At 54.9% G+C, this 21,670-nt stretch carries 24 protein-coding genes; 14 read left to right on the top strand and 10 right to left on the bottom strand.

Annotation, left to right across the window (positions count from 1 at the left end):
• The first annotated feature begins 8 nt into the window (after window positions 1–8).
• Window positions 9–1,112: a PQQ-dependent sugar dehydrogenase gene (locus tag PGR10_RS14965; protein WP_113374848.1), complete on the top strand. Its 1,104-nt coding sequence runs from the start codon at window positions 9–11 to the stop codon at window positions 1,110–1,112.
• A 5-nt stretch (window positions 1,113–1,117) separates the two neighbouring features.
• On the opposite strand, the gene PGR10_RS14960 is transcribed toward PGR10_RS14965, so the two are convergent.
• Window positions 1,118–1,744, bottom strand: coding sequence for a glutathione S-transferase family protein (locus PGR10_RS14960; protein WP_308957813.1), 627 nt, complete (start codon window positions 1,742–1,744; stop codon window positions 1,118–1,120).
• A gap of 256 nt (window positions 1,745–2,000) precedes the next feature.
• Between PGR10_RS14960 and dacC the strand changes: the two genes are divergently transcribed.
• A complete protein-coding gene (gene dacC, locus PGR10_RS14955; protein WP_045396363.1) occupies window positions 2,001–3,203 on the top strand; it encodes a serine-type D-Ala-D-Ala carboxypeptidase in 1,203 nt (400 codons plus the stop codon).
• 28 nt (window positions 3,204–3,231) lie between these two features.
• Here dacC and deoR read toward each other — a convergent pair whose 3' ends face one another.
• Window positions 3,232–3,990, bottom strand: coding sequence for a DNA-binding transcriptional repressor DeoR (gene deoR, locus PGR10_RS14950; RefSeq protein WP_047049071.1), 759 nt, complete (start codon window positions 3,988–3,990; stop codon window positions 3,232–3,234).
• An 86-nt stretch (window positions 3,991–4,076) separates the two neighbouring features.
• Window positions 4,077–4,670 carry an undecaprenyl-diphosphate phosphatase gene (ybjG, locus tag PGR10_RS14945; protein ID WP_045359985.1) on the bottom strand — a complete coding sequence of 198 codons (594 nt, stop codon included), beginning with the start codon at window positions 4,668–4,670 and terminating at the stop codon, window positions 4,077–4,079.
• Between the two features lie 303 nt (window positions 4,671–4,973).
• Here ybjG and kdeA point away from each other — a divergent pair, with 303 nt between their 5' ends.
• Window positions 4,974–6,206, top strand: a complete 1,233-nt coding sequence (gene kdeA / locus PGR10_RS14940) for a multidrug efflux MFS transporter KdeA (RefSeq protein ID WP_430923710.1) — start codon at window positions 4,974–4,976, stop codon at window positions 6,204–6,206.
• Between the two features lie 40 nt (window positions 6,207–6,246).
• Here the strand turns inward: kdeA and PGR10_RS14935 are convergent, their stop codons facing one another.
• Both PGR10_RS14935 and PGR10_RS14930 read right to left on the bottom strand, forming a co-directional pair.
• Window positions 6,247–7,059, bottom strand: coding sequence for a Cof-type HAD-IIB family hydrolase (locus PGR10_RS14935; RefSeq protein WP_316424458.1), 813 nt, complete (start codon window positions 7,057–7,059; stop codon window positions 6,247–6,249).
• A complete protein-coding gene (locus PGR10_RS14930) occupies window positions 7,059–8,261 on the bottom strand; it encodes an MFS transporter (protein WP_015704846.1) in 1,203 nt (400 codons plus the stop codon). Before PGR10_RS14930 ends, PGR10_RS14935 begins: the two co-directional genes overlap by 1 nt.
• A gap of 113 nt (window positions 8,262–8,374) precedes the next feature.
• Here PGR10_RS14930 and PGR10_RS14925 point away from each other — a divergent pair, with 113 nt between their 5' ends.
• Window positions 8,375–8,929, top strand: a complete 555-nt coding sequence (locus PGR10_RS14925) for a TetR/AcrR family transcriptional regulator (RefSeq protein WP_221694146.1) — start codon at window positions 8,375–8,377, stop codon at window positions 8,927–8,929.
• Here PGR10_RS14925 and PGR10_RS14920 read toward each other — a convergent pair.
• Window positions 8,922–9,719 (bottom strand): SDR family NAD(P)-dependent oxidoreductase, encoded by a 798-nt coding sequence (locus PGR10_RS14920; RefSeq protein ID WP_221694147.1) that lies wholly within the window; start codon window positions 9,717–9,719, stop codon window positions 8,922–8,924. The two genes, PGR10_RS14925 and PGR10_RS14920, sit on opposite strands and share 8 nt — an antisense overlap.
• 210 nt (window positions 9,720–9,929) lie before the next feature.
• Here PGR10_RS14920 and PGR10_RS14915 point away from each other — a divergent pair, with 210 nt between their 5' ends.
• Window positions 9,930–10,151, top strand: coding sequence for a hypothetical protein (locus PGR10_RS14915; RefSeq protein WP_087859989.1), 222 nt, complete (start codon window positions 9,930–9,932; stop codon window positions 10,149–10,151).
• A 75-nt stretch (window positions 10,152–10,226) separates the two neighbouring features.
• Here PGR10_RS14915 and PGR10_RS14910 read toward each other — a convergent pair whose 3' ends face one another.
• The 3 genes from PGR10_RS14910 to PGR10_RS14900 all read right to left on the bottom strand — a co-directional run bounded on the left by PGR10_RS14910 (window position 10,227) and on the right by PGR10_RS14900 (window position 13,516).
• Window positions 10,227–10,562: a hypothetical protein gene (locus PGR10_RS14910; protein ID WP_271032247.1), complete on the bottom strand. Its 336-nt coding sequence runs from the start codon at window positions 10,560–10,562 to the stop codon at window positions 10,227–10,229.
• A gap of 173 nt (window positions 10,563–10,735) precedes the next feature.
• Window positions 10,736–11,434, bottom strand: a complete 699-nt coding sequence (locus tag PGR10_RS14905; protein ID WP_430923708.1) for a DUF6216 family protein — start codon at window positions 11,432–11,434, stop codon at window positions 10,736–10,738.
• Between the two features lie 396 nt (window positions 11,435–11,830).
• On the bottom strand, window positions 11,831–13,516 hold the full coding sequence (locus PGR10_RS14900) for an aspartate:alanine antiporter (RefSeq protein ID WP_101704156.1): 1,686 nt from the start codon (window positions 13,514–13,516) through the stop codon (window positions 11,831–11,833).
• A 266-nt stretch (window positions 13,517–13,782) separates the two neighbouring features.
• Between PGR10_RS14900 and PGR10_RS14895 the strand changes: the two genes are divergently transcribed.
• Complete coding sequence (locus PGR10_RS14895; RefSeq protein WP_047065001.1) at window positions 13,783–14,166, top strand: inner membrane protein YbjM; 384 nt, start codon at window positions 13,783–13,785, stop codon at window positions 14,164–14,166.
• A 6-nt stretch (window positions 14,167–14,172) separates the two neighbouring features.
• Here the strand turns inward: PGR10_RS14895 and PGR10_RS14890 are convergent, their stop codons facing one another.
• Window positions 14,173–14,436 (bottom strand): GrxA family glutaredoxin, encoded by a 264-nt coding sequence (locus PGR10_RS14890; protein WP_015367533.1) that lies wholly within the window; start codon window positions 14,434–14,436, stop codon window positions 14,173–14,175.
• A 186-nt stretch (window positions 14,437–14,622) separates the two neighbouring features.
• Between PGR10_RS14890 and PGR10_RS14885 the strand changes: the two genes are divergently transcribed.
• From PGR10_RS14885 to potI, 8 genes are all read left to right on the top strand, one after another.
• Window positions 14,623–14,913 carry a YbjC family protein gene (locus tag PGR10_RS14885; protein WP_047065002.1) on the top strand — a complete coding sequence of 97 codons (291 nt, stop codon included), beginning with the start codon at window positions 14,623–14,625 and terminating at the stop codon, window positions 14,911–14,913.
• On the top strand, window positions 14,897–15,619 hold the full coding sequence (gene nfsA, locus PGR10_RS14880; protein ID WP_087859984.1) for a nitroreductase NfsA: 723 nt from the start codon (window positions 14,897–14,899) through the stop codon (window positions 15,617–15,619). The genes PGR10_RS14885 and nfsA overlap by 17 nt, the downstream gene beginning before the upstream one ends.
• A 66-nt stretch (window positions 15,620–15,685) precedes the next feature.
• Window positions 15,686–16,588: a 30S ribosomal protein S6--L-glutamate ligase gene (gene rimK, locus PGR10_RS14875; protein WP_015367529.1), complete on the top strand. Its 903-nt coding sequence runs from the start codon at window positions 15,686–15,688 to the stop codon at window positions 16,586–16,588.
• 88 nt (window positions 16,589–16,676) lie between these two features.
• The gene (locus PGR10_RS14870) at window positions 16,677–17,162 is read left to right on the top strand and encodes a YbjN domain-containing protein (RefSeq protein WP_015367528.1); all 486 of its coding nucleotides are present in this window, start codon (window positions 16,677–16,679) and stop codon (window positions 17,160–17,162) included.
• Between the two features lie 330 nt (window positions 17,163–17,492).
• Complete coding sequence (potF, locus tag PGR10_RS14865) at window positions 17,493–18,605, top strand: spermidine/putrescine ABC transporter substrate-binding protein PotF (RefSeq protein ID WP_032711260.1); 1,113 nt, start codon at window positions 17,493–17,495, stop codon at window positions 18,603–18,605.
• Window positions 18,606–18,728: 123 nt separating this feature from the next.
• Window positions 18,729–19,862 carry a putrescine ABC transporter ATP-binding subunit PotG gene (gene potG / locus PGR10_RS14860; RefSeq protein ID WP_430923707.1) on the top strand — a complete coding sequence of 378 codons (1,134 nt, stop codon included), beginning with the start codon at window positions 18,729–18,731 and terminating at the stop codon, window positions 19,860–19,862.
• A gap of 10 nt (window positions 19,863–19,872) precedes the next feature.
• The gene (gene potH / locus PGR10_RS14855; protein WP_015367525.1) at window positions 19,873–20,826 is read left to right on the top strand and encodes a putrescine ABC transporter permease PotH; all 954 of its coding nucleotides are present in this window, start codon (window positions 19,873–19,875) and stop codon (window positions 20,824–20,826) included.
• Complete coding sequence (gene potI / locus PGR10_RS14850; RefSeq protein WP_430923706.1) at window positions 20,823–21,668, top strand: putrescine ABC transporter permease PotI; 846 nt, start codon at window positions 20,823–20,825, stop codon at window positions 21,666–21,668. The genes potH and potI overlap by 4 nt, the downstream gene beginning before the upstream one ends.
• Window positions 21,669–21,670: the final 2 nt, after the last annotated feature.

Below are 21,670 nucleotides of genomic sequence, written 5' to 3'. Positions count from 1 at the left end.
AGTGCGCCATGCGCCGATATCTAAAAATAACTCTCATGACTGTGCTGCTGCCCATGGCGGCGATGGCCGCGCCGCGCGTTGAGGTGCTGCAGGATAACCTCGACCACCCCTGGTCACTGGCGTTCCTGCCGGACAATGAAGGCGTGCTGATTACCCTGCGCGGCGGCGAACTTAAACGCTGGCAGCTCGATAAAGGGTTATCGGCGCCTATTCGCGGCGTGCCGAAGGTGTGGGCCAACGGCCAGGGCGGCCTGCTGGATGTGGCTCTGGCTCCGGATTTTGCTCAGTCGCGCCGGGTATGGCTGAGCTATGCCGAAGCGGGCGATGACGGCAAAGCGGGTACCGCGGTGGGGTACGGCCGCCTCAGCGCCGACCTGCAAAACCTGGAAGATTTTAAAACCGTTTTCCGCCAGCAGCCGAAGCTCTCCACTGGCAATCATTTTGGCGGGCGGATGGTCTTTGATGGCAAAGGGCATCTGTTTATCGGTTTAGGTGAAAACAATCAGCGCCCGACGGCGCAGGATCTCGATAAACTGCAGGGGAAAGTGGTACGCCTGACTGACCAGGGGGAAATCCCCAAAGATAATCCTTTCGTCGGCCGTACTGGCATCAGACCGGAGATTTGGGCTTATGGTATTCGCAACCCGCAGGGGATGGCGATGAATCCGTGGAGCGATACGCTGTGGCTGAACGAACATGGCCCGCGCGGCGGCGATGAGATCAATATTCCTCTGGCCGGAAAAAACTACGGCTGGCCGCTGGCGACGCACGGCATCAACTATAGCGGTCAACCTATCCCGGAAGCTAAAGGAAAGAGCGCGCCGGGTACCGAACCGCCGCTGCACGTCTGGCCGGTCTCCCCGGCGCTGAGTGGGATGGCGTTTTACAACGCGTCAACTTTCCCGCAGTGGCGGCACAAGTTGTTTATCGGCGCGCTGAAGGATGAGTCTTTGATTGTGCTCTCGGTGGACGGCAATACCCTCAGCGAGGAGACGCGGCTGTTAAAAGATCGCGGCAAACGCATTCGTGATGTGCGTGTCGGGCCCGACGGTTATCTGTATCTGTTAACCGACGAGCCTGACGGTGAACTGCTCAAGGTCAGCCCGGAGTAATCACCTCAGGTGACCGGGATCATGACCACGTCGCGGAAGGCCTGACGCTGCTGGATTTGCTGGTACCAGCGCTGCAGATGGGGCCGCGGCAGCCAGCTGTCGAGGATGGACAGCAGGTTATAAACGAACGGCGCCACCGCCACATCGCCAAGGCCGAACTCATCGCCGGAAAGCCAGGCATGCTTCGCCAGTTCATCGTCGAGCATGGCGAACAGCCCTTCACAGGCGTGAATACCTGCCTCAATGGCCGCCGGATCGCGCTGGTCCGGCGGCGTTCTGACCAGCCCCATTAATACCGGACGGTGCGCCGGCGATAGCGTGGCGTTGGCCCAGTCCATCCATTTTTCACCCTGCGCGCGCTGCGCAGGCGACTCTACCCACAGCCGGTTTTGCCCGTACTGAGCGGCAAGATAGCGAATAATGGCGTTGGATTCCCACAGCACCAGCCCATTGGTATCGTCTTTGAGTAGCGGCACCAGGCCGTTCGGGTTCATCGCCAGATACTCCGGGTCGTGATTGAGGCCATACTCCAGCCCCGCCAGAATCTGCTGATAAGGAAGATCCAGTTCCGCCAGCACCCAGCGTACTTTCTTCACGTTGGTCGAGTTATTTCTGCCCCATAACGTAATCATATCCGCTCCTGCATGTTATTTAATCGCCGTTGCAACATGGTGAGCAATCATGTTGGAATAAAGTTAATATTAAGGCAATCACGATCAAAAAAATTGCCTTGTTTTCAGCAGGCAGCGTCGTTATTGCGTAAACTTTAAAAACTTTACCAACTCGCTGTTTCTTTAAGGTCATTTGTACGCTTTACTCACCGCCTTGTGCTGTGCGGCAAGAGTGTTGCGGCATATTTTGTTTGGAAAGGATACTTGGGTGGCTCTTATGACGCATGATGCTTTTTCCCTTCGCGGCCTCGCGGCAGGCTGCGCGCTTTTACTTCTCGTGGCCCCTGCTGTGCAGGCGGCGGATCAACTTCCGGATGCGCCATCGATTGATGCGCGAGCCTGGATCCTGATGGACTATGCCAGCGGCAAAGTATTGAGTGAAGGCAATGCCGACGAGAAACTCGACCCGGCCAGCCTGACCAAAATCATGACCAGCTACGTGGTAGGCCAGGCGCTGAAAGCAGGCAAAATCAAACTGACCGATACGGTCACCGTCGGCCGCGATGCGTGGGCCACCGGTAACCCGGCGCTGCGCGGCTCCTCGGTGATGTTCCTGAAGCCAGGCATGCAGGTATCGGTTGAAGACCTCAATAAGGGCGTGATAATTCAGTCCGGTAACGATGCCAGCATCGCCATTGCGGATTATGTCGCCGGTAGCCAGGATTCGTTTGTCAACCTGATGAACGGCTATGCGCAGAAGATCGGCCTGACTAACACCACCTTTAAAACCGTCCATGGGCTGGACGCGCCGGGGCAGTTCAGCACCGCTCGCGATATGGCGCTGCTGACCAAAGCGATGATCCATGATGTGCCGGAAGAGTACGCGGTACACAAAGAAAAAGAGTTCACCTTCAATAAAATCCGCCAGCCAAACCGCAACCGTCTGCTGTGGAGCACCAACCTCAATGCCGATGGTGTGAAAACCGGCACCACCGCCGGCGCGGGCTACAACCTGGTCTCTTCCGCCACCCAGGGCGATATGCGCCTTATCGCGGTAGTACTGGGCACTAAAACCGACCGTATCCGCTTTAATGAGTCCGAAAAACTGCTGACCTGGGGCTTCCGTTTCTATGAAACCGTTACCCCAATCAAACCGGATGCCACCTTTATTTCTCAGCGCGTGTGGTTCGGTGACAGTAATGAAGTCAAACTGGGCGCCGGCGAAGCCGGATCGGTGACTATTCCACGCGGGCAGTTGAAAAACCTGAAAGCGAGCTACAGCCTGACTGAGCCGCAGCTCACCGCGCCGCTGGCGAAAGGGCAGGTGGTGGGCACCATCGACTTTAAACTCAATGACAAAACCATTGAACAGCGCCCGCTGATCGTCATGGAAGAAGTGAAAGAGGGCGGCTTCTTCAGCCGCATGGTCGACTTCGTGCTGATGAAACTGCACGGCTGGTTCGGCAGTTGGTTCTCTTAAGCGACAGGCCGCGCCCTATAGGGCGCGGTTAGTACAGCAGTGATATTTGCTTATCTTTCGCCAGCGCCAGCAGATCGTCATCCGGGCGTACGTCGCTGGCGATGACGTCAAAACGCGATAACTCCCCCATCCGCGCCGGCCGCACTTTGCCAAACTTACTGTGATCGACCACCAGCACATGGTAGCGAGCATTATTCATGGCCCAGTGTTTCACCGGCAGCTCTTCCAGGTTATAGCAGGTCGCGCCTTGTTCGCAGTCGATCCCGGCTGCGGAGTAGTAGGCGATATCCGGGCTGAGGTGGCTCAGGGTATCCTGCAGGCTAAGCGGCAGAAAGATGGCGTTGCTGGCGTGGAATTCGCCGCCGCAAAGAATAGCGCGGCACAGCGGTTTTTCCTGCAAGGCGAGAAAGGTATTTAACGAGTAGCACACGCCGGTAAACGGCAGCTCGTTATCGATAGCGTCGATTATCCATGGCGTCGTGGTGCCGCAGTCAAAAAAGGCCATCTGATGCGCTTCAAGCAGCCCGGCGGCGTGGCGCGCGGCGCGGCGTTTTTCATCCACCAGACGGGTTTTCTGATCGCTCAGCAGGTAGTGCGTGGCGCTACGCGGCTCCAGCACAATATACCCGCCCAACAGCACCACCGGGCCGCTGTGGCCGTTCAAATCGCGACGAATGGTCATTTCCGACACGCCAAGCAGCGAGGCTGCTTCTTTCAGGTGAAGTTTATCGCTGCGCTTGAGTGCCTGAATGAGCTGGTTAATGCGTTCGTCACGACGAGTTTCCATATACCCTCTGAGCTAAAATCGCCCTGCAAGGGCAGGGCGTCAGCTTGATTTTACCCGGCAGCGAGGGGTTCGTCACCTGTCAGACGTTAGCCACGTACCCAGCCTTTACGAATCGGCAGCGAGAAGCAGAGACGATACAAACGTTGCAGCCATTGGTAGAGGCCATGACCGCCGCTCTGCCACAGCAGTTGCGCCCCAAGGCAGCCGCACATGCCGGCCAGCAGCCCGCCCAGCATGTCCAATGGCCAGTGTACTCCGAGATAGACGCGCGACCATGCAATCGCCGAGGCGATGACCAGCAGCAGCGCACCGGACCACACCCGGTGCCAGAATAAAAACGCCAGCGCGAAGGTAAAGATGACGGTGCCGTGATCGCTTGGGAACGAGTCATCCGCCGCATGATGCAGGAAGTTATAGCCGACGCCGTCAACAAACGGCCGGTCATGCGGAAACAGATGACCGATAACCCACGAAATAGACAGGCTCAGGGCCAGGGCCAGCATGACCTTGAATACCAACTGACGCTGGTTTGGCCCCCATAGCCACAGCGCCACCACCAGCAGCGGCACAATGATAATTAAGTCTTTGGCAATAAACGTGGCGACCTCAATCGCCCACCACGAGGAGGCCGGGGTGGCGTTAATCAGGGCAAACAGCGCGTAGTTGATATTTTCCAGCATGCTTCCAGTCTCTGGTTACGATGGCAATAAGCCGCTCACCTTATTGAAAGGAAACGATAAGGTAAAGCAGCATTGTCTTAATTATCAGTTTGTTACGAAATATACCTGTCAGATGCCCTTGCCAGCATGTCGACCGAGAAAGTATATCGGCTGTAATCTCATTGAAACATAAACGAAATATAAATATTCGTTTCATGCCGGAATGTGGGCTGGCGATATTTTTCATTGTCACTCACAATTCACTATCTCCACGGGTCGACTTTCATTAAACTTTGCGCGATTTTTTTTTAATTAAGAGATTGCATGCAGAATTATTCGCTATCAGGTAAACGCCTCGGTCGTCAGGCGTTGCTGTTCCCGCTGTGCCTTGTGTTATATGAATTCTCCACCTATATCGGCAACGATATGATCCAACCGGGTATGCTCGCGGTGGTGCAGGAGTTTCAGGTCGGCAATGAGTGGGTTCCCACCTCTATGACCGCCTATCTGGCGGGGGGGATGTTTTTGCAGTGGCTGCTGGGGCCGCTGTCGGATCGTATTGGCCGCCGTCCGGTGATGCTGACCGGGGTGGTGTGGTTTATCGTCACCTGTCTGGCGACGCTGCTGGCGCAAACCATTGAACAATTTACCCTGCTGCGTTTCCTGCAGGGCATCAGCCTGTGCTTTATCGGCGCGGTGGGCTATGCGGCTATACAGGAGTCATTTGAGGAGGCGGTATGCATCAAAATTACCGCCCTGATGGCTAACGTCGCGCTAATTGCCCCGCTGCTCGGGCCGCTGGTCGGCGCTGCCTGGGTGCATATGCTGCCGTGGGAGATGATGTTTGTGCTGTTCGCCGTGCTGGCGGCCATCTCCTTTGTCGGGCTGCAGCGGGCGATGCCGGAAACGGCGACGCGGATGGGGGAAAAGCTGTCGGTAAAAGAGCTGGGGCGCGACTATCGTCTGGTGCTGAAAAATCTGCGCTTTGTCGCCGGGGCGCTGGCGACCGGTTTTGTCAGCCTGCCGCTGCTGGCGTGGATTGCGCAATCGCCGGTCATTATTATCAGCGGCGAGCAGGCCACCAGCTATGAGTACGGCATGCTGCAGGTACCGATTTTCGGCGCGCTGATCGCCGGCAACCTGGTACTGGCGCGTCTGACCTCGCGCCGCTCGGTACGCTCGTTGATTATTATGGGCGGCTGGCCGATTATGTTTGGCCTGCTCCTGTCGGCGGCGGCCACGGTCGTTTCGTCCCATGCTTATCTGTGGATGACCGCTGGTTTGAGCTTCTACGCTTTCGGAATTGGCCTGGCTAACGCCGGGCTGGTGCGCTTAACGCTGTTCGCCAGCGAGATGAGTAAAGGGACGGTTTCGGCGGCGATGGGTATGCTGCAGATGCTGATCTTTACCGTAGGCATTGAGCTTAGCAAGCATGCTTATGAGCTTGGCGGCAACGGCCTGTTCAGCCTGTTTAACCTGTTGGGCGGGGTGCTATGGCTGGGGCTGATTATTTACTTCCTGAAAGATAAAAGCATCGGCAGTTCGCAGCAGGCGTGATACTTAGCAACCCGGATGCCCAAAGGCATCCGGGGTTTCATCAGGCGAACGGCGCTTCGCGATTCAATACCTTATCGATAATCTGCAATACGCCTTCTTCGTTATTATGCGGCGCATGATGACTGGCGACGGCTTTGACCTCCGCTTTGGCATTCGCCATGGCGAAACCAAAACCGGCATGCTGCAGCATTTCAATATCATTACCGCTATCGCCGAAGGCCACCACTTCATGGTTCTCAATGCCCCAGCGCTCTTGCAAAATGCGCAGGCCGTTGGCTTTATGCACGCCAGGGATGATTAAATCGATACTGCCGTAGCCGGTGGCGACGGCGGTAACCATATCGCCCAGCGCCGCGTGTAGCTTCGGTTGAATTTGCGCAATCAGATGATCCGGCACGTTCAGGCCGAATTTGAGGATCGCGTCATCGAGATGGTTAAAATCATCCACCAGTTCGAGACGGTGATAGTACTTCGCCGCCACCGCTTTTAACTCGTCGTTATAGCTATTGAGCGTATAGGCGCTGCGTTTGCCGCAGGCGATAATTTCGATATGGGGCAGAGTTTGCAGGTGGTCGACGACGGCGTTGAAATGCGTCGTCGGCAGCTGACAGTTAAAGATATCTTCTTTGCCGCTCACCACCCAACCGCCGTTTTCGGCGACGAAGGCGATTTCATCGACCAGCTCCGGGAAAAACGATATCAGCTGGTAATACTGGTTGCCGCTGGCGACCACAAAGCGAATACCCTGTTCACGCATGCGCTGATACTGCGCCAGAAAACGTGGGCGATTATAGGTCTTGGCATCGCTTAAAAAGGTGCCGTCCATGTCTACCGCAATTAGTTTGATGCTCATTAGCTATTCTCCATCACAGGTTCAGGCTGCGGTTTGGCTACCGCGCGGGCTACCAGCGCCGCCACCATCACCAGGCCAAGTACCACCATCATGGCGCTACGCAGGCCAAAGTGTTCGCCAAGGAAGCCCAGCAGCGGTGGCCCGACGAGGAAAGCCAGGTAGCCGGTAATCGCCACGACGCTTACACGTTTAGGCGCATCCGGGCCGGTATCGCTGGCGGCGGAAATCGTCAACGGGAAACCAAGCGAAGCGCCGAGTCCCCACAGCAGTACTGATACCCCGGCAACCCAGGTGCTGTCGACAAAAATAATCAGCCCGATACCCAGCGCGCCCATTACCGCGCTGGCGCGTACGACGGTGACGCGGCTGTAGCGGTCGATAAACCAGCCGCCGGTGAAGCGGCCGAGGGTCATGCCGAGGGTGAAACCGGCGTAAATCAGCGAACCGGAAGTAGGGCTAAAGCCATGGCCGTCGACCATCAGCAGGGGCAGCCAGTCGTTAGCGGAACCTTCGGCAAAGGCCATTGCCAGTACGATCACGCCGATCAGCAACAGCTGCACGTCGCGCCAGACCGGTAGGCCTTTGGCCTCGCTATGGGCGGATTCGGCGGCGTTTTTGCCCGTGCCGTCGGGGATGGCGCGAATGGCGATAACGATGGGGGCAATCGCCACCAGCGCGGCGATCAGAATATGCGGCGCGGCGGGCAGGCCAAAACCGGTCACCGCCATACCGATGCCGGCGCCCACGAGGGTGCCGAAGCTGTAAAAACCGTGCATCATCGGCAGCACGGTTTTATTCATTTCCCGTTCAACGGCGGCGCCTTCGACGTTAATCGCCACTTCCGCCGAGCCGAAGCTGGCGCCAAAGATAGCCAGCCCAAAGGCGAACAGCGGCGCAGAGGCGAGCCACAGCGCCAGGCTTAACACCAGCATGCCCGCCACGGCGCACAACATAGTTGTGCGGATGACTTTACGGGTACCGAAGCGCTTCACCAGCCATGCTGAACAGAGAATACCGCTCATCGAACCAATCGACAGGCCAAATAGCACCATTCCCATTTCAGCAGTGGAAAGGGTTAGTAAATCGCGAATCGCGGGCGTACGGGTGGCCCAGGAGGCCATCAATAAGCCGGGGATAAAAAAGAACATAAATAGCGCCCACAGCCGAAGCTGGAGGGCTTTGCGAGAAGTTTGCGCCGTCATCCATAAACGCCCGAGAAAGAAGAGTTGCAGACAACAGTAACAAGGTTGTGTACATTTGTACACATTCCGCTATCGCTTGATTTGCATAGCGCACAGAGGGGAAAAACACACCGATGACCCGCAGACCGAACGATCCGCAGCGGCGCGAGCGCATCCTGCAGGCGACGCTGGATACCATCGCCGCGCACGGAATTCATGCGGTAACGCACCGTAAAATCGCCAGCTGCGCCGGGGTACCGCTGGGCTCGCTGACCTATTATTTTAGCGGTATTGAGGCGCTGATTGAGGAAGCGTTTCGTAACTTCACCGTCGAAATGTCGGCGCAGTATCAGCAATTTTTCGACGGCGTCGGCAGCCGCCAGCAGGCCTGCGACGCTATCGCCGAGCTTATCTTCAGCGCTCAGGTGACCACTGCGCGTAATATGGAGTTAATGTACCAGCTGTACGCGTTTTGCAGCAGCCGACCAGCGCTGAAAACGGTCATGCAGAACTGGATGCTGCGCAGCCAGCAGACGCTGGAGCAGTGGTTTGAACCGGCGACGGCGCGCGGGCTGGATGCGTTTATCGAGGGGATGACGCTGCACTTCGTGACCGATAGCGCGCCGCTGTCGAAAGCGGCGATTCGCTTAATGGTCGGGCGGCTGGCGGGGGAGAATAGCGCTAGCTAAGCGTCGCTCCGGCGGTGACGTTAACCACCGTGGCGGTCATCGCCGCCGCCGACGGTGAGGCAAGAAAGGTGATGACTCCGGCTATCTGCTCAAGTGTCGGCAACCGCTGCAGCATGGTGCCGTGCGCCGCACCACCCAGCCACTGTTCGACGCTCAAGCCCAGCGCCTGTGCTTTAGGCGCAAACACCTCGGCAGTATAAGAACCCGCCAGCGCCGCATCCGCTATCGCGTGTGACCGTACGCCGAGCACGCGGATTTTTTTGGCGCCGAGTTCGCTGGCCAATGCTTTGATAAAGGCTTCCATTGCGGCGCAGCCGACGATATGGCCGAGGTGTCCAGGGATGGCCATCGTCGCAGAAGGAGGGATAGTGGTAATAATGACGCCCTCGCGTTCGCCACCCATCCACGGCGCTACAGCCTTAGCAATAGTAAATTGGGCATCAAGAAAGGGGACAAAACCCTGGCGATACTCGGCAAGGGATAATTGTTCCAGCGTTTTCCCCTGATCGTGGAGAAAGCCGGTGGCATTAACCACAATATCAATCCCGCCGGTTCGCCCGGCCAGGTTGGCCACCTGCGCGGTGGTTTGCCCGCCATCCAGCACATCCAGTTGCAGGGTCTCGACGATACCTCCAGCGGCGCGAACCTCAGCCGCTGCCTTTTCCAGCTTATCCGTCTGCCGGGCGGCCAGAAAGATCCGCGCGCCTTCTTTCGCCATGGCGAGCGCCGCCGCGCGGCCAATCGCGCCGCTGCCGCCGAAAATCACCACGGTCTTATCTTTAAGCAACATGAAGAGCGCCTTATGTGGGAGTGGATCAACAAAGTATGGGTGAAAAAATAGACTGTGCAAGGAGGGGGTACTTACGTTTAGTGATTGATTTTCTTATTAGGTTTTTGTTTAACTTGTTGATTTAATAAGTAAATATTTTAATTATTACTGGCTAATAGACGCGCTTTTGATTAGCCTTGGGTTACCTGATGCAGGGATAAGAGAGAGCCAATGAAACCAAAAAGATTCTCTTCAAGCTATGTATGTAAAAAGATCTGTATTCATGCAATCAATATATTTGAAGCTGTCGGAACAGGCAGCTTCTCTATCGCCGCTGTGGTTTGTTTTATTGCTCTGGATGGCTGGTTATTCAAGCTGGGTGGTTTCGCCATCTGTTTTACGCTGGTGTGCTTGATAAGCTTTATCGCCGATTATTTAAGAGGGGATATTTAAGTGGCATGTTGAGGATATATCAGTTATACAACATAGGGAGAACGTATCGTACTGATGAAAAAATTGCGTGTTAAATTAATTTGGGTAGAGTTTCTTTCTTAAGAATGTTATCGCTTTCCATGAAAGCGGATAAGGGGTAGCTATTAGTGCAAAGGTGCAGCAAACTGCAGTCACAGCAAAGTAAGCCAGCCCATTACCGGTATCATTAGTCAGCATCGCGTAGCTACAAAAGATAAGCAGGGCAATGATAATAATACAGGACATGTAAAAACGACGTCTCAGTTCTTTCAACAAGGCCTGCAGGCTTTGATCTTTACGTTGTGGACTCTCAAGTCCTTTTCGCAGCATATTAATCTCTTTGCTGGTAAAACCGTGCTCCTGAAGTTTTTGTTCCTGCTGTACATCAATCATATTTTTACCTTCAACCGAAACACCTCTTAATCGTTGCGGACAATAATATCAACAATTATTGCAGGATGATAGGCTCTGCAGTTCCAGTAACAATATTACCGGAACTGGTAATATACGTCGTGCAAATGACAAATGTAACAGAGTTCTCACCCCCTAAGCTAAAGGCTGGAGTGCTATGTTAGATAGTCATAGGCTTTTTCATGCTCCCGGATAATAAATTTTTTAAGTCTGAGAGTATATATTAACGTCAATGTTAAGCTGGTTATGAACCATAGACAGCCAACGGTAATGATCGAGATGAGAAAGGTGATGACAGGTTTGTTATGAGTGGTATCTTTAATAGATTTCATTATGTTCTCTTTGTCATCCGCATTGGTGAAGGAATCACAAATAAATCTCCCCAGTTGTGGTGTTATTATTTTATTATTTACCAGGTGCGAGGCCTCGCCAGAGATACAGCTTTTTTCTGTGAGATGCCAGGAGGGATGGAATGCGTGTTCTGATGCTTCTGTTTCCGAGATTAAAAACCATTCATCCGTTTCTTTAAGAATTAAAGATGTCCAGCCCGGACGTATTTGTAATAGCTTCACGCCATAATATGAACTGGTTGCTAAACTGCCGAAAAGAAATAATAATACGATAGAAAACAATATCACATTTGCGCGAGTCAGTCTGGGTATCTCTTTTGTTGATATTTTGATCATGAAAAAACGAATTCTCCATGTGCTTAATTTGGCTTTTTTATATATATCATCGATGTAATCTAAAGGTTTGTTTAAGTAATTTAAAATGGCTTTTATGATGGGCAGGGTGGCGATAACCGTCCCTATCATTTCTTTGCTGAATATATTTATAAGACTTTGAGTTAACATCTGAATTCCTTATCAGTAGAAGTAAAGTATCAACACTACGTTTTTACATAGCAAGATAAGTACGTCAATTCAATAGCAGTAACTATCAAATGTTAAGGAAGTGCTTCTCTGCGAGGCGAAAGCAAGACCAGATACTTTTGTTAAGAGTGGGGCGGTTTTGACGGGAAGGTCATCGCATGCAGAAACGAGTTGTCAGCTAAGAGACTGATTCTAATGAATCTGAATTTCAGGCAACAAAAAACCCATCAACCTTGAACCTAAACGGCGGGGTTGATGGGCTCCACAAAATGGGGACATCAAAGAAAAGCAGTGGCACTAGTTATGACTGACATCCTGGGAAAAAGTTCTGTTCATCACCGATTTTTTTGCGAAAAAGTTAAAAATTTTCGGCAGGGACTAGCCAAGGCCCGGCCAGATGATGACGATCAGCGTACCGGCAAGGGTGAGCAGCACGTTGGCGATAGCGTAGGTGCCAGCGTAGCCGAGCGCGGGAATATTGCTGCGTGCGGTATCGCTGATAATTTCCATCGCCGGGGCGCAGGTACGCGCGCCCATCATCGCGCCGAACAGCATCGCGCGGTTCATGCGCAGCACATAGGCGCCGAACAGGAAGCAGATCACCACCGGCACCAGGCTGACGATAAGACCGGCGGCCAGCATTTGCCCGCCAATGGCGCCCAGACCGTTATTAATACCCGCGCCGGCGCTCAGGCCGACCCCGGCCATAAACACCATCAGGCCGAACTCCTTCACCATATTCAACGCCCCCTGCGGGATATAGCCGAAGGTCGGATGGTTGGCGCGCAGGAAACCGAGCATAATACCGGCGAATAGCAGGCCGGCAGCGTTACCGATACCGAAGCTGAACGAGCTGAACTGGAAGGTGATCATGCCGATCATCAGGCCGACGATAAAGAAGGCGCAGAAAGCCAGCAGGTCGGTCACCTGGCTGTGAATCGAAATAAAGCCGATGCGGTCAGCGACGGTTTTTACGCGGCGGGCGTCGCCGCTCACCTGCAGCACGTCGCCTTTATTAAGCACCACGTTATCATCGATTGGCATTTCAATCTGGCTGCGGATCACCCGGTTTAAGAAGCAGCCGTGATCGGTCAGCTTCAGCTGCGCCAGGCGGCGGCCGACGGCGTTATGATTCTTCACCACAATCTCTTCGGTGACGATACGCATATCGAGCAGGTCGCGGTCAAACACCTCTTTACCGTTACGGAAGCTTGGGTCGAGGCGGGCATGGGCGTCCGGGTAGCCAACCAGCGCGATATCGTCGCCCATCTGCAGTACCGCGTCGCCATCCGGGTTCGCCAGGATACCGTTACGGCGAATACGTTCGATATAGCAGCCGGTCTGGCGGTAAATCCCCAGCTCACGAAGATTTTTGCCGTCCGCCCACGCGACCAATTCCGGGCCGACGCGGTAGGCGCGGATAACCGGCAGATAGACTTTACGCTTGGAGTCGGTATCCAGACCGCGCTCGCGGGCGATCTGCTGGGCGCTGGTCTGCAGATCCTGATGCTGCAGCTTCGGCATATAGCGCGCGCCGACGATCAGGCTCACCAGGCCAACCAGGTAGGTCAGGGCGTAACCGAGGCTCAGGTGGTCAAGCGACTGCGCCAGCCGATCGCTGGGCATGCCGAAGTGGCGCAGGGTATCGCCGGCGCCCACCAGCACCGGGGTGGAAGTCATGGCGCCCGCCAGCATCCCGGCGGTCAGGCCGATGTCCCAGCCAAACAATTTGCCCAACCCCATAGCGATTAACATCGCGCTGGCCACCATCACCAGCGCCAGCATCAGATAGTTTTTGCCGTCGCGGAAAAAAATCGAAAAAAAGTTGGGGCCAGCTTCGACGCCGACGCAGAAAATAAACAGCATAAAGCCAAGATTTAGCGCATCAGTGTTAATGGCGAAGTGCTGCTGACCTAATAATAAAGAAACGACTAAAACGCCAATGGAATTACCAAGTTGTACTGACCCGAGGCGAAGTTTCCCCAGGCAAAGACCCAGTGCGAGTACAACAAACAATAACAGGATGTAATTCCCGTTTAACAAATCTGCGACGTTTATATTCACGAAAGCCAACTTCTCGTTTACTAGTAAGTTGTTGAAGGAAATGGTTTTTTGGTCTAAGGTTGCTCAAGCGTTCGCACTATGCCGAACGTTATTCTGGCATCCCGTTAATACCGATAAAACAGTGCCGCTAGTTTAATCTTTCCTGGTTGCTGCGGCTAGTCACAATCGTTTTACTCTGACGGGAGCGTTATAAGCATGGACTGCCAGAATGCTATTTCTGACTGGATGAAGTGAAAGATAGTTAGAGGCGAAATCAGGAGGATGTCGTGAAATCTGAGCGCGCGTGGGCCGGTATAATTTGTGGGTTCTTTCTGTTTATTGTGGTCTGTTTATCGCTGTTGCTGCATATGAAAGGGGCTTTTCGGCAAACGGGCAACCCCGAGCTTGGGCTGCTGTTCTTTGTGCTGCCTGGCGCGGTGGCGAGCTGTTTATCCCCAGGCCGGCGCGTCATACGTCCGCTGATTGGCGCCATGCTGGCGGCACCGGTTTGTCTGGTGGTGATGCGGATGTTCTTTATTACTCATCGATCGTTTTGGCAGGAACTGGCGTGGCTTTTTAGCGCGGTGTTCTGGTGCGCGCTCGGGGCGCTATGCTTTTTATTTATTAGCGTCTGGCTGGACGCCAGACGCAGGCACTCAATGGAAGAGTGAAGTCTCTCAAGCAAACAGGCCGAGATTTTCTTTCGCCCAGGCTTCGAAATCCGTGCAGCCGCCGATGTGTTTCTGATCGACGAAAATCTGCGGTACGGTTTCTACCGGCTTACCGACGGTTTTTTCCAGATCGGCTTTGCTGATGCCTTCCGCGTGGATATCAATGTAGCGATAGCTGAAGTCATCGCGCTCGGTGCTCAGTTTTTCAGCCAGCTCTTTGGCGCGAACGCAATACGGGCAACCTGGGCGACCAAAAATAACGGTAAACATGCTTCTCTCCTTAAATCTCAGCCGGATGGCGAATGTGGCTATGATGCCGCGTTCCGTTAGCAAGGGGAAGAAGGTTTTACCTTTTATAGCGATGGTTGCGGGTTATGCTTGATAAATATCATCTGCTGCAAGACCCTATACAGACCCGCCAGCGATGTGCGCGGCATGAGTATATTGAGGAGCGTTATGCGATCGCCTGCCGCATTACCCAAAAGTATTCTGATTGTTGAGCTCGTCGGCATGGCGCTGCTGACGCTGGCCTGGCTGTCATTGAACCAGTATGTTCAGCTGCCGGCGCCGTTTGCCAGCCCGACGGCGGCGCTCATCATGATCTTTGCCGGGATCCTGCTGATGATCCCGGCGGCGATAGCCTTAATGTGGCGAATAGCGAAAATTGTCGCGCCGCAGTTGACCGATAATAAGACCTCATCTTCTACCCCGTCCGAAAGAGAAAAACGCCATGACGCCGACCATTGATCTGCTGCGCAACCACCGTTCCATCCGCCATTTTACCGACGCGCCGATTAGCGACCAACAGCGTGAGGCTATCATCGCCGGGGCGCAAGGGGCATCCAGCTCCAGCTTTTTACAATGTACCTCGATTATTCGCATTACCGACCCGCAGATGCGTGAGCAGCTGGTTCCGTTGACCGGCGGCCAGCAGCACGTGGCGCAGGCGGCGGAGTTTTGGGTATTCTGCGCCGATTTCAACCGCCACCTGCAAATTTGCCCACAAGCGCAGTTGGGGCTGGCTGAACAGCTGCTGCTGGGCGTCGTCGACACCGCGCTAATGGCGCAGAATGCCTTAATCGCCGCGGAATCCCTGGGATTAGGCGGCGTCTATATTGGCGGCCTGCGCAATAACATTGACGCGGTAACCGAACTGCTGCAACTGCCGAAACACGTGTTGCCGCTGTTTGGCCTGTGCCTTGGCTGGCCTGCTGACGACCCGCAGGTTAAGCCGCGTATTCCGCCTGCGATGCTGGTGCATGAGAATCACTACCAGCCGCTTGATCAACAGGTGCTGGCGCAGTATGACGAACAGCTGGCGGACTATTATCTGTCGCGCGGCAGCAATACCCGCCGCGATACCTGGAGCGATCATATCCGCCGCACCATCATCAAAGAGAGCCGGCCGTTTATTCTCGATTATTTGCATAAACAGGGCTGGGCAACGCGCTGATTCCCTATACACTTCACCCTGCAAACGCAGAGTGCTGGCTGCCAGTTATTTTCTAAGAGGTGTTGGGTGAAAATCGCTATATTATCCCGGGATGGAACGCTTTATTCTTGCCGCCGCTTGCGTGAAGCCGCGCAAAAACGCGGGCATCAGGTCGAGATCCTCGATCCGCTCTCCTGCTATATGAGCGTCAGCCCGGTGGCCTCCTCTATTCACTACAAAGGGCGACAGTTGCCCCATTTTGATGCAGTCATTCCGCGCATCGGCACGGCTATCACCTATTACGGCACCGCCGCGCTGCGGCAGTTCGAACTGCTGGGCAGCTATCCGCTAAACGAGTCGGTGGCGATTACCCGCGCCCGCGATAAGCTGCGCTCGCTGCAGTTGCTGGCGCGTCAGGGAATCGATCTACCGGTCACCGGCATTGCCCATTCCCCGGACGACACCAGCGATCTGATCGCGATGGTGGGCGGCGCGCCGCTGGTGGTTAAACTGGTGGAGGGGACGCAGGGGATCGGCGTGGTGCTGGCGGAAACGCGGCAGGCGGCGGAAAGCGTGATTGACGCCTTCCGTGGCCTTAATGCGCACATTCTGGTGCAAGAATATATCGCTGAGGCAAAAGGGTGCGATATCCGCTGCCTGGTGGTTGGCGATGAAGTAGTGGCGGCGATTGAGCGGCGTGCGAAGGAGGGCGATTTTCGCTCTAACCTGCACCGCGGCGGCGTCGCCACTACGGCCACGCTTAGCGATCAGGAGCGGGAGATGGCGATTAAAGCAGCGCAAACGCTGGGTCTGGACGTGGCAGGCGTGGATATCCTGCGCGCCCATCGCGGTCCGCTGGTGATGGAAGTTAACGCCTCGCCGGGGCTGGAAGGGATTGAAACCACCACTCACGTCGATATTGCCGGGCGAATGATCGCGTGGATCGAGCGTCAGGCAACGCCTGGATATTGTCTAAAAATGGGAGGGTAGCGTCACTTCGTTATCCTTTCATGGAATGCGACGCATTTTTTGCGTAAGCTATGCGTCGTTTTTTATCCAGCAAGAGGTCACAGGCACTATGGATTCACTGGTCGTTCCGGGTCTTGATACGTTACGTCATTGGCTCGACGAGTTAGGCATCAGTTTTTTTGAGTGCGACTCCTGCCAGGCGTTGCACCTGCCGCATATGCAGAATTTCGACGGTATTTTCGATGCCAAAATCGACCTGCTGGACAACGTGGTGCTGTTTTCGGCGCTGGCGGAAGTGAAGCCTTCGGCGCTACTGCCGCTATCGGCGGACCTGTCGGCGATTAACGCCAGTTCGCTGACCGTAAAAGCGTTCCTTGATATTCAGGATGATAACCTGCCGAAGCTGGTGGTTTGCCAGGCGCTGCCCGTTGGCGCGGGCGTCACGCTTGAACAGTTTGCCTGGTTCTTCCGCCAGAGCGAAGAGCAGGTCTCGATGGTCATTCTGGAAGCCGGCGCCAATCAACTGCTGTATAAAGCGGAAGAGCAGGAAGAAGAGGCCGCAGCCGAAGAAGTGCAATACCATTTTCTGCACTAATTAATAAAAGCAGCCGCTGCGATGGCGGTTGCTTATTTATTCTGTCACAAACCCTCATTTAAAGAATTATTCACTGCTGTTTTACCGCTTCGCTTTTATCTCGTAGACCTTTATTGGCTGGAAATATGATCCAGGGCGTTTTTTTGCCTGGGCTATATCCTCTTATTCTGGCTACAGTTATTCTGGCGAGGCGTCCATTTGCGGGCAGCCAATCAGGGAGAGGTTTCCTCTCCTTATCTCAGGCAATGAAAAATATGCATGATTCTTGCATGCGTTCAGGTTCGTCTATTGCGTCCGTGAATTAACGGGCCTTGAGAAGGAAACAGAGATATGACCGCCTTGGGTAAAAAATGGTTAACAGGTGTGATTACGGGTGCGCTGATGGCCGTTTCTGCCGGCTCGCTCGCAGCGGAACAAAAAACGCTGCACGTCTATAACTGGTCTGATTATATTGCGCCGGACACGGTCGCCAATTTTGAAAAAGAGACCGGAATTAAAGTGGTGTATGACGTATTTGATTCCAACGAGGTGCTGGAAGGTAAATTAATGGCCGGCAGCACCGGGTTCGATCTGGTGGTGCCGTCGGCAAGCTTCCTTGAACGCCAGCTGGCGGCCGGAGTGTTCCAGCCGCTTGATAAAAGTAAACTGCCGAACTGGAAAAACCTCGACCCGAAAGTTTTACAACTGGTGGCGCGTCACGATCCCGATAACAAATATGCGATGCCGTACATGTGGGCGACCACCGGCATCGGCTATAACGTCGATAAAGTGAAAGCGGCGCTGGGTAAAGACGTGCCGTTAAACAGCTGGGATCTGGTGCTGAAACCGGAAAACCTTGAGAAGCTGAAAAGCTGCGGCGTCTCCTTCCTTGATGCCCCGGAAGAGATTTTCTCGACGGTGCTGAACTATCTCGGTAAAGATCCAAACAGCACCAAAGCCGATGATTACACCGGACCGGCAACCGATCTGCTGCTGAAGCTGCGGCCCAATATCCGTTACTTCCACTCTTCGCAATATATTAATGACCTGGCAAACGGCGATATCTGCGTTGCGATTGGCTGGGCGGGCGATGTCTGGCAGGCGGCGAATCGCGCGAAAGAGGCAAAGAACGGCGTCAATATCTCCTACTTCATTCCGAAAGAGGGGGCGCTGGCCTTCTTTGATGTCTTCGCCATGCCGGCGGATGCCAAAAATAAAGACGAAGCCTATCAGTTCCTGAACTATCTGCTGCGCCCGGAGGTCATCGCCCACATCAGCGATCACGTCTACTACGCTAACGGCAACAAAGAGGCGACGCCGCTGGTCAGCGCCGATATCCGTAACAACCCAGCGATTTACCCGCCGGAGGATGTCTTCGCCAAGCTGTTCACCCTCAAGGTGCAGGATCCGAAGATTGATCGCGTGCGCACCCGCGCATGGACCAAAGTGAAAAGCGGGAAATAACGCCATCAGGCCCGGCACGCCGGGCCTGTAAAGGTCTGACCTGCTGTTCGCTGGCGGACATAGAACTGAAGAATGTATGGCAACCGGGCCATACGGTGATTGTATTTGCCGGAGAGCACCCGAGTGAATGACGCAATGCCCCGCCCACAGGCGAAAGCCCCCAAAGCGCTGACCCCGCTGCTGGAAATCCGTAATTTAACCAAATCCTTCGATGGGCAACACGCCGTCGATGATGTCAATCTCACCATTTATAAAGGCGAAATATTTGCCTTACTGGGCGCGTCCGGCTGCGGGAAATCGACGTTGCTACGCATGCTGGCAGGTTTTGAGTTGCCCACCGCCGGGCAGATTGTGCTGGAGGGCGTCGACCTGGCGCGCGTGCCGCCGTATCAACGGCCGATCAATATGATGTTCCAGTCTTACGCGCTGTTTCCGCACATGACGGTGGAGCAAAATATCGCCTTTGGTCTCAAGCAGGACAAGCTGCCGAAGGCGGAGATTAACGCCCGCGTCCAGGAGATGCTGGCGTTGGTGCATATGCAGGAGTTCGCCAAACGCAAGCCGCACCAGCTTTCCGGCGGCCAGCGTCAGCGCGTGGCGCTGGCGCGTAGTCTGGCGAAGCGGCCGAAACTGCTGCTGCTCGATGAACCGATGGGCGCGTTGGATAAAAAACTGCGCGACCGGATGCAGCTTGAGGTGGTGGATATTCTTGAGCGCGTCGGCGTCACCTGCGTGATGGTCACCCATGACCAGGAAGAGGCGATGACCATGGCGGGTCGTATCGCCATCATGAACCGCGGCAAGTTCGTGCAGATAGGCGAGCCGGAGGAGATCTATGAACATCCGACGACTCGCTATAGCGCCGAGTTTATCGGTTCGGTAAACGTCTTCGAAGGGCTGGTCAAAGAGCGGCTGGAAGATGGTCTGGTACTGAATGCGCCGGGGCTGGTACATCCGCTGAAGGTCGATCCGGATGCTTCGGTGGTGGATAACGTGCCGGTCTGGGTGGCGCTGCGTCCTGAGAAAATCATGCTCTGCGACGAACCGCCGGCGGACGGCTTTAACTTTGCGGTAGGCGAGGTTATCCATATTGCCTACCTCGGCGATCTGTCTATCTATCATGTCCGTCTCAAAAGCGGGCAGATGATAAGCGCCCAGCTGCAAAACGAACATCGCCATCGCAAAGGCATGCCGACCTGGGGTGATGAAGTTCGCTTGTGCTGGGACGCCGATAGCTGCGTTGTTCTGACGGTGTAAGGAGAGGGCGATGAGCACATTAGAACCTCCAGCCGGCGGCAAAAAGCCCGGCGGTTTTGCCCTGTGGCTGGCGCGCCAGCAGATGGCCCACGGGCGTAAGCTGGTGATTGCGCTGCCGTATCTGTGGTTAATCCTGCTGTTTTTACTGCCATTCCTGATCGTTTTTAAAATCAGTCTGGCCGAAATGGCGCGGGCGATCCCGCCCTATACCGAGTTACTGTCATGGGCCGACGGTCAACTGACGTTGACGCTCAACCTCGGCAACTTCCTGCAGCTGACCGACGATCCGCTGTACTTTGAGGCTTATCTGCAGTCGTTGCAGGTGGCGGCCATTTCCACCTTTTGCTGTCTGCTATTGGGCTATCCGCTGGCGTGGGCGGTGGCGCATAGCAAGCCGTCGACGCGAAATATCCTGCTGCTGTTGGTGATATTACCTTCGTGGACCTCGTTCCTCATTCGCGTTTACGCCTGGATGGGGCTGCTGAAAAGCAACGGGGTGCTCAATAACTTCCTGTTGTGGCTTGGAGTTATCGATCAGCCGCTGGAGATTTTGCATACCAACCTGGCGGTATACATCGGTATCGTTTACGCCTACCTGCCGTTCATGGTGCTGCCGATTTATACCGCGCTGACGCGTATCGACTATTCGCTGGTGGAAGCGTCGCTGGATCTCGGCGCCAGGCCGTTAAAGACCTTCTTCCAGGTGATTGTTCCGTTAACGAAAGGCGGCATTATCGCCGGTTCGATGCTGGTGTTTATTCCGGCGGTGGGCGAGTTCGTGATCCCGGAACTGCTCGGCGGCCCCGACAGCATTATGATTGGCCGCGTGCTGTGGCAGGAGTTCTTTAATAACCGCGACTGGCCGGTAGCATCGGCGGTGGCTATTGTGATGCTATTGCTACTGATCGTGCCGATCATGTGGTTCCACAAACATCAGCAAAAACAGATGGGGGATCATGGATGAATGACTTACCGGTAGTACGTTCGCCGTGGCGGATTCTGATCCTCGTGCTCGGTTTTACCTTCCTGTATGCGCCGATGCTGATGCTGGTTATCTATTCATTTAACAGTTCGAAGCTGGTGACGGTATGGGCGGGGTGGTCGACTCGCTGGTATAGCGAGCTGTTTCATGATGACGCGATGATGAGCGCGGTGGGGTTAAGCCTGACCATTGCCGCCTGTGCGGCGACGGCGGCGGCGATCCTTGGCACGATTGCCGCGGTGGTGCTGGTGCGTTTTGGCCGTTTTCGCAGTTCCAACGGTTTTGCTTTTATGATCACCGCGCCGCTGGTGATGCCCGATGTGATTACCGGGCTGTCGCTGCTGCTGCTGTTTGTCGCGCTGGGGCATTCCATCGGCTGGCCATCGGATCGCGGCATGTTGACGATATGGCTGGCGCATGTCACCTTCTGTACCGCCTATGTGGCGGTGGTGATCTCTTCACGTCTGCGCGAATTGGACAGGTCAATCGAAGAGGCGGCGATGGATCTTGGCGCCGCGCCGCTGAAGGTGTTTTTCGTGATAACCTTGCCGATGATTATGCCCGCGGTCATTTCCGGCTGGCTGCTGGCCTTTACCTTGTCTCTTGATGACCTGGTCATTGCCAGTTTCGTTTCCGGGCCAGGGGCGACGACGCTACCGATGCTGGTTTTCTCCAGCGTGCGGATGGGCGTTAACCCGGAAATTAACGCCCTGGCGACCTTAATCCTCGGCGTGGTGGGAATTGTCGGTTTTATCGCCTGGTATTTAATGGCTCGCGCAGAAAAGCAGCGAGTGCGCGATATCCAGCGTGCAAGAAGGGGCTGAAC

Source organism: Klebsiella sp. 141198 (assembly GCF_050600785.1).
Lineage (GTDB): Bacteria > Pseudomonadota > Gammaproteobacteria > Enterobacterales > Enterobacteriaceae > Klebsiella > Klebsiella aerogenes.
This window is presented reverse-complemented; position numbering and strand designations above follow the sequence as displayed.

Bases quoted from the DNA above. Each gene is read 5' to 3' on its own strand.
- PGR10_RS14965 (WP_113374848.1), top strand. From the start codon at position 9: ATGCGCCGATATCTAAAAATAACTCTCATGACTGTGCTGCTGCCCATG.
- PGR10_RS14960 (WP_308957813.1), bottom strand. From the start codon at position 1,744: ATGATTACGTTATGGGGCAGAAATAACTCGACCAACGTGAAGAAAGTA.
- dacC (WP_045396363.1), top strand. From the start codon at position 2,001: ATGACGCATGATGCTTTTTCCCTTCGCGGCCTCGCGGCAGGCTGCGCG.
- deoR (WP_047049071.1), bottom strand. From the start codon at position 3,990: ATGGAAACTCGTCGTGACGAACGCATTAACCAGCTCATTCAGGCACTC.
- ybjG (WP_045359985.1), bottom strand. From the start codon at position 4,670: ATGCTGGAAAATATCAACTACGCGCTGTTTGCCCTGATTAACGCCACC.
- kdeA (WP_430923710.1), top strand. From the start codon at position 4,974: ATGCAGAATTATTCGCTATCAGGTAAACGCCTCGGTCGTCAGGCGTTG.
- PGR10_RS14935 (WP_316424458.1), bottom strand. From the start codon at position 7,059: ATGAGCATCAAACTAATTGCGGTAGACATGGACGGCACCTTTTTAAGC.
- PGR10_RS14930 (WP_015704846.1), bottom strand. From the start codon at position 8,261: ATGACGGCGCAAACTTCTCGCAAAGCCCTCCAGCTTCGGCTGTGGGCG.
- PGR10_RS14925 (WP_221694146.1), top strand. From the start codon at position 8,375: ATGACCCGCAGACCGAACGATCCGCAGCGGCGCGAGCGCATCCTGCAG.
- PGR10_RS14920 (WP_221694147.1), bottom strand. From the start codon at position 9,719: ATGTTGCTTAAAGATAAGACCGTGGTGATTTTCGGCGGCAGCGGCGCG.
- PGR10_RS14915 (WP_087859989.1), top strand. From the start codon at position 9,930: ATGAAACCAAAAAGATTCTCTTCAAGCTATGTATGTAAAAAGATCTGT.
- PGR10_RS14910 (WP_271032247.1), bottom strand. From the start codon at position 10,562: ATGATTGATGTACAGCAGGAACAAAAACTTCAGGAGCACGGTTTTACC.
- PGR10_RS14905 (WP_430923708.1), bottom strand. From the start codon at position 11,434: ATGTTAACTCAAAGTCTTATAAATATATTCAGCAAAGAAATGATAGGG.
- PGR10_RS14890 (WP_015367533.1), bottom strand. From the start codon at position 14,436: ATGTTTACCGTTATTTTTGGTCGCCCAGGTTGCCCGTATTGCGTTCGC.
- PGR10_RS14885 (WP_047065002.1), top strand. From the start codon at position 14,623: ATGCGATCGCCTGCCGCATTACCCAAAAGTATTCTGATTGTTGAGCTC.
- nfsA (WP_087859984.1), top strand. From the start codon at position 14,897: ATGACGCCGACCATTGATCTGCTGCGCAACCACCGTTCCATCCGCCAT.
- PGR10_RS14870 (WP_015367528.1), top strand. From the start codon at position 16,677: ATGGATTCACTGGTCGTTCCGGGTCTTGATACGTTACGTCATTGGCTC.
- potF (WP_032711260.1), top strand. From the start codon at position 17,493: ATGACCGCCTTGGGTAAAAAATGGTTAACAGGTGTGATTACGGGTGCG.
- potH (WP_015367525.1), top strand. From the start codon at position 19,873: ATGAGCACATTAGAACCTCCAGCCGGCGGCAAAAAGCCCGGCGGTTTT.
- potI (WP_430923706.1), top strand. From the start codon at position 20,823: ATGAATGACTTACCGGTAGTACGTTCGCCGTGGCGGATTCTGATCCTC.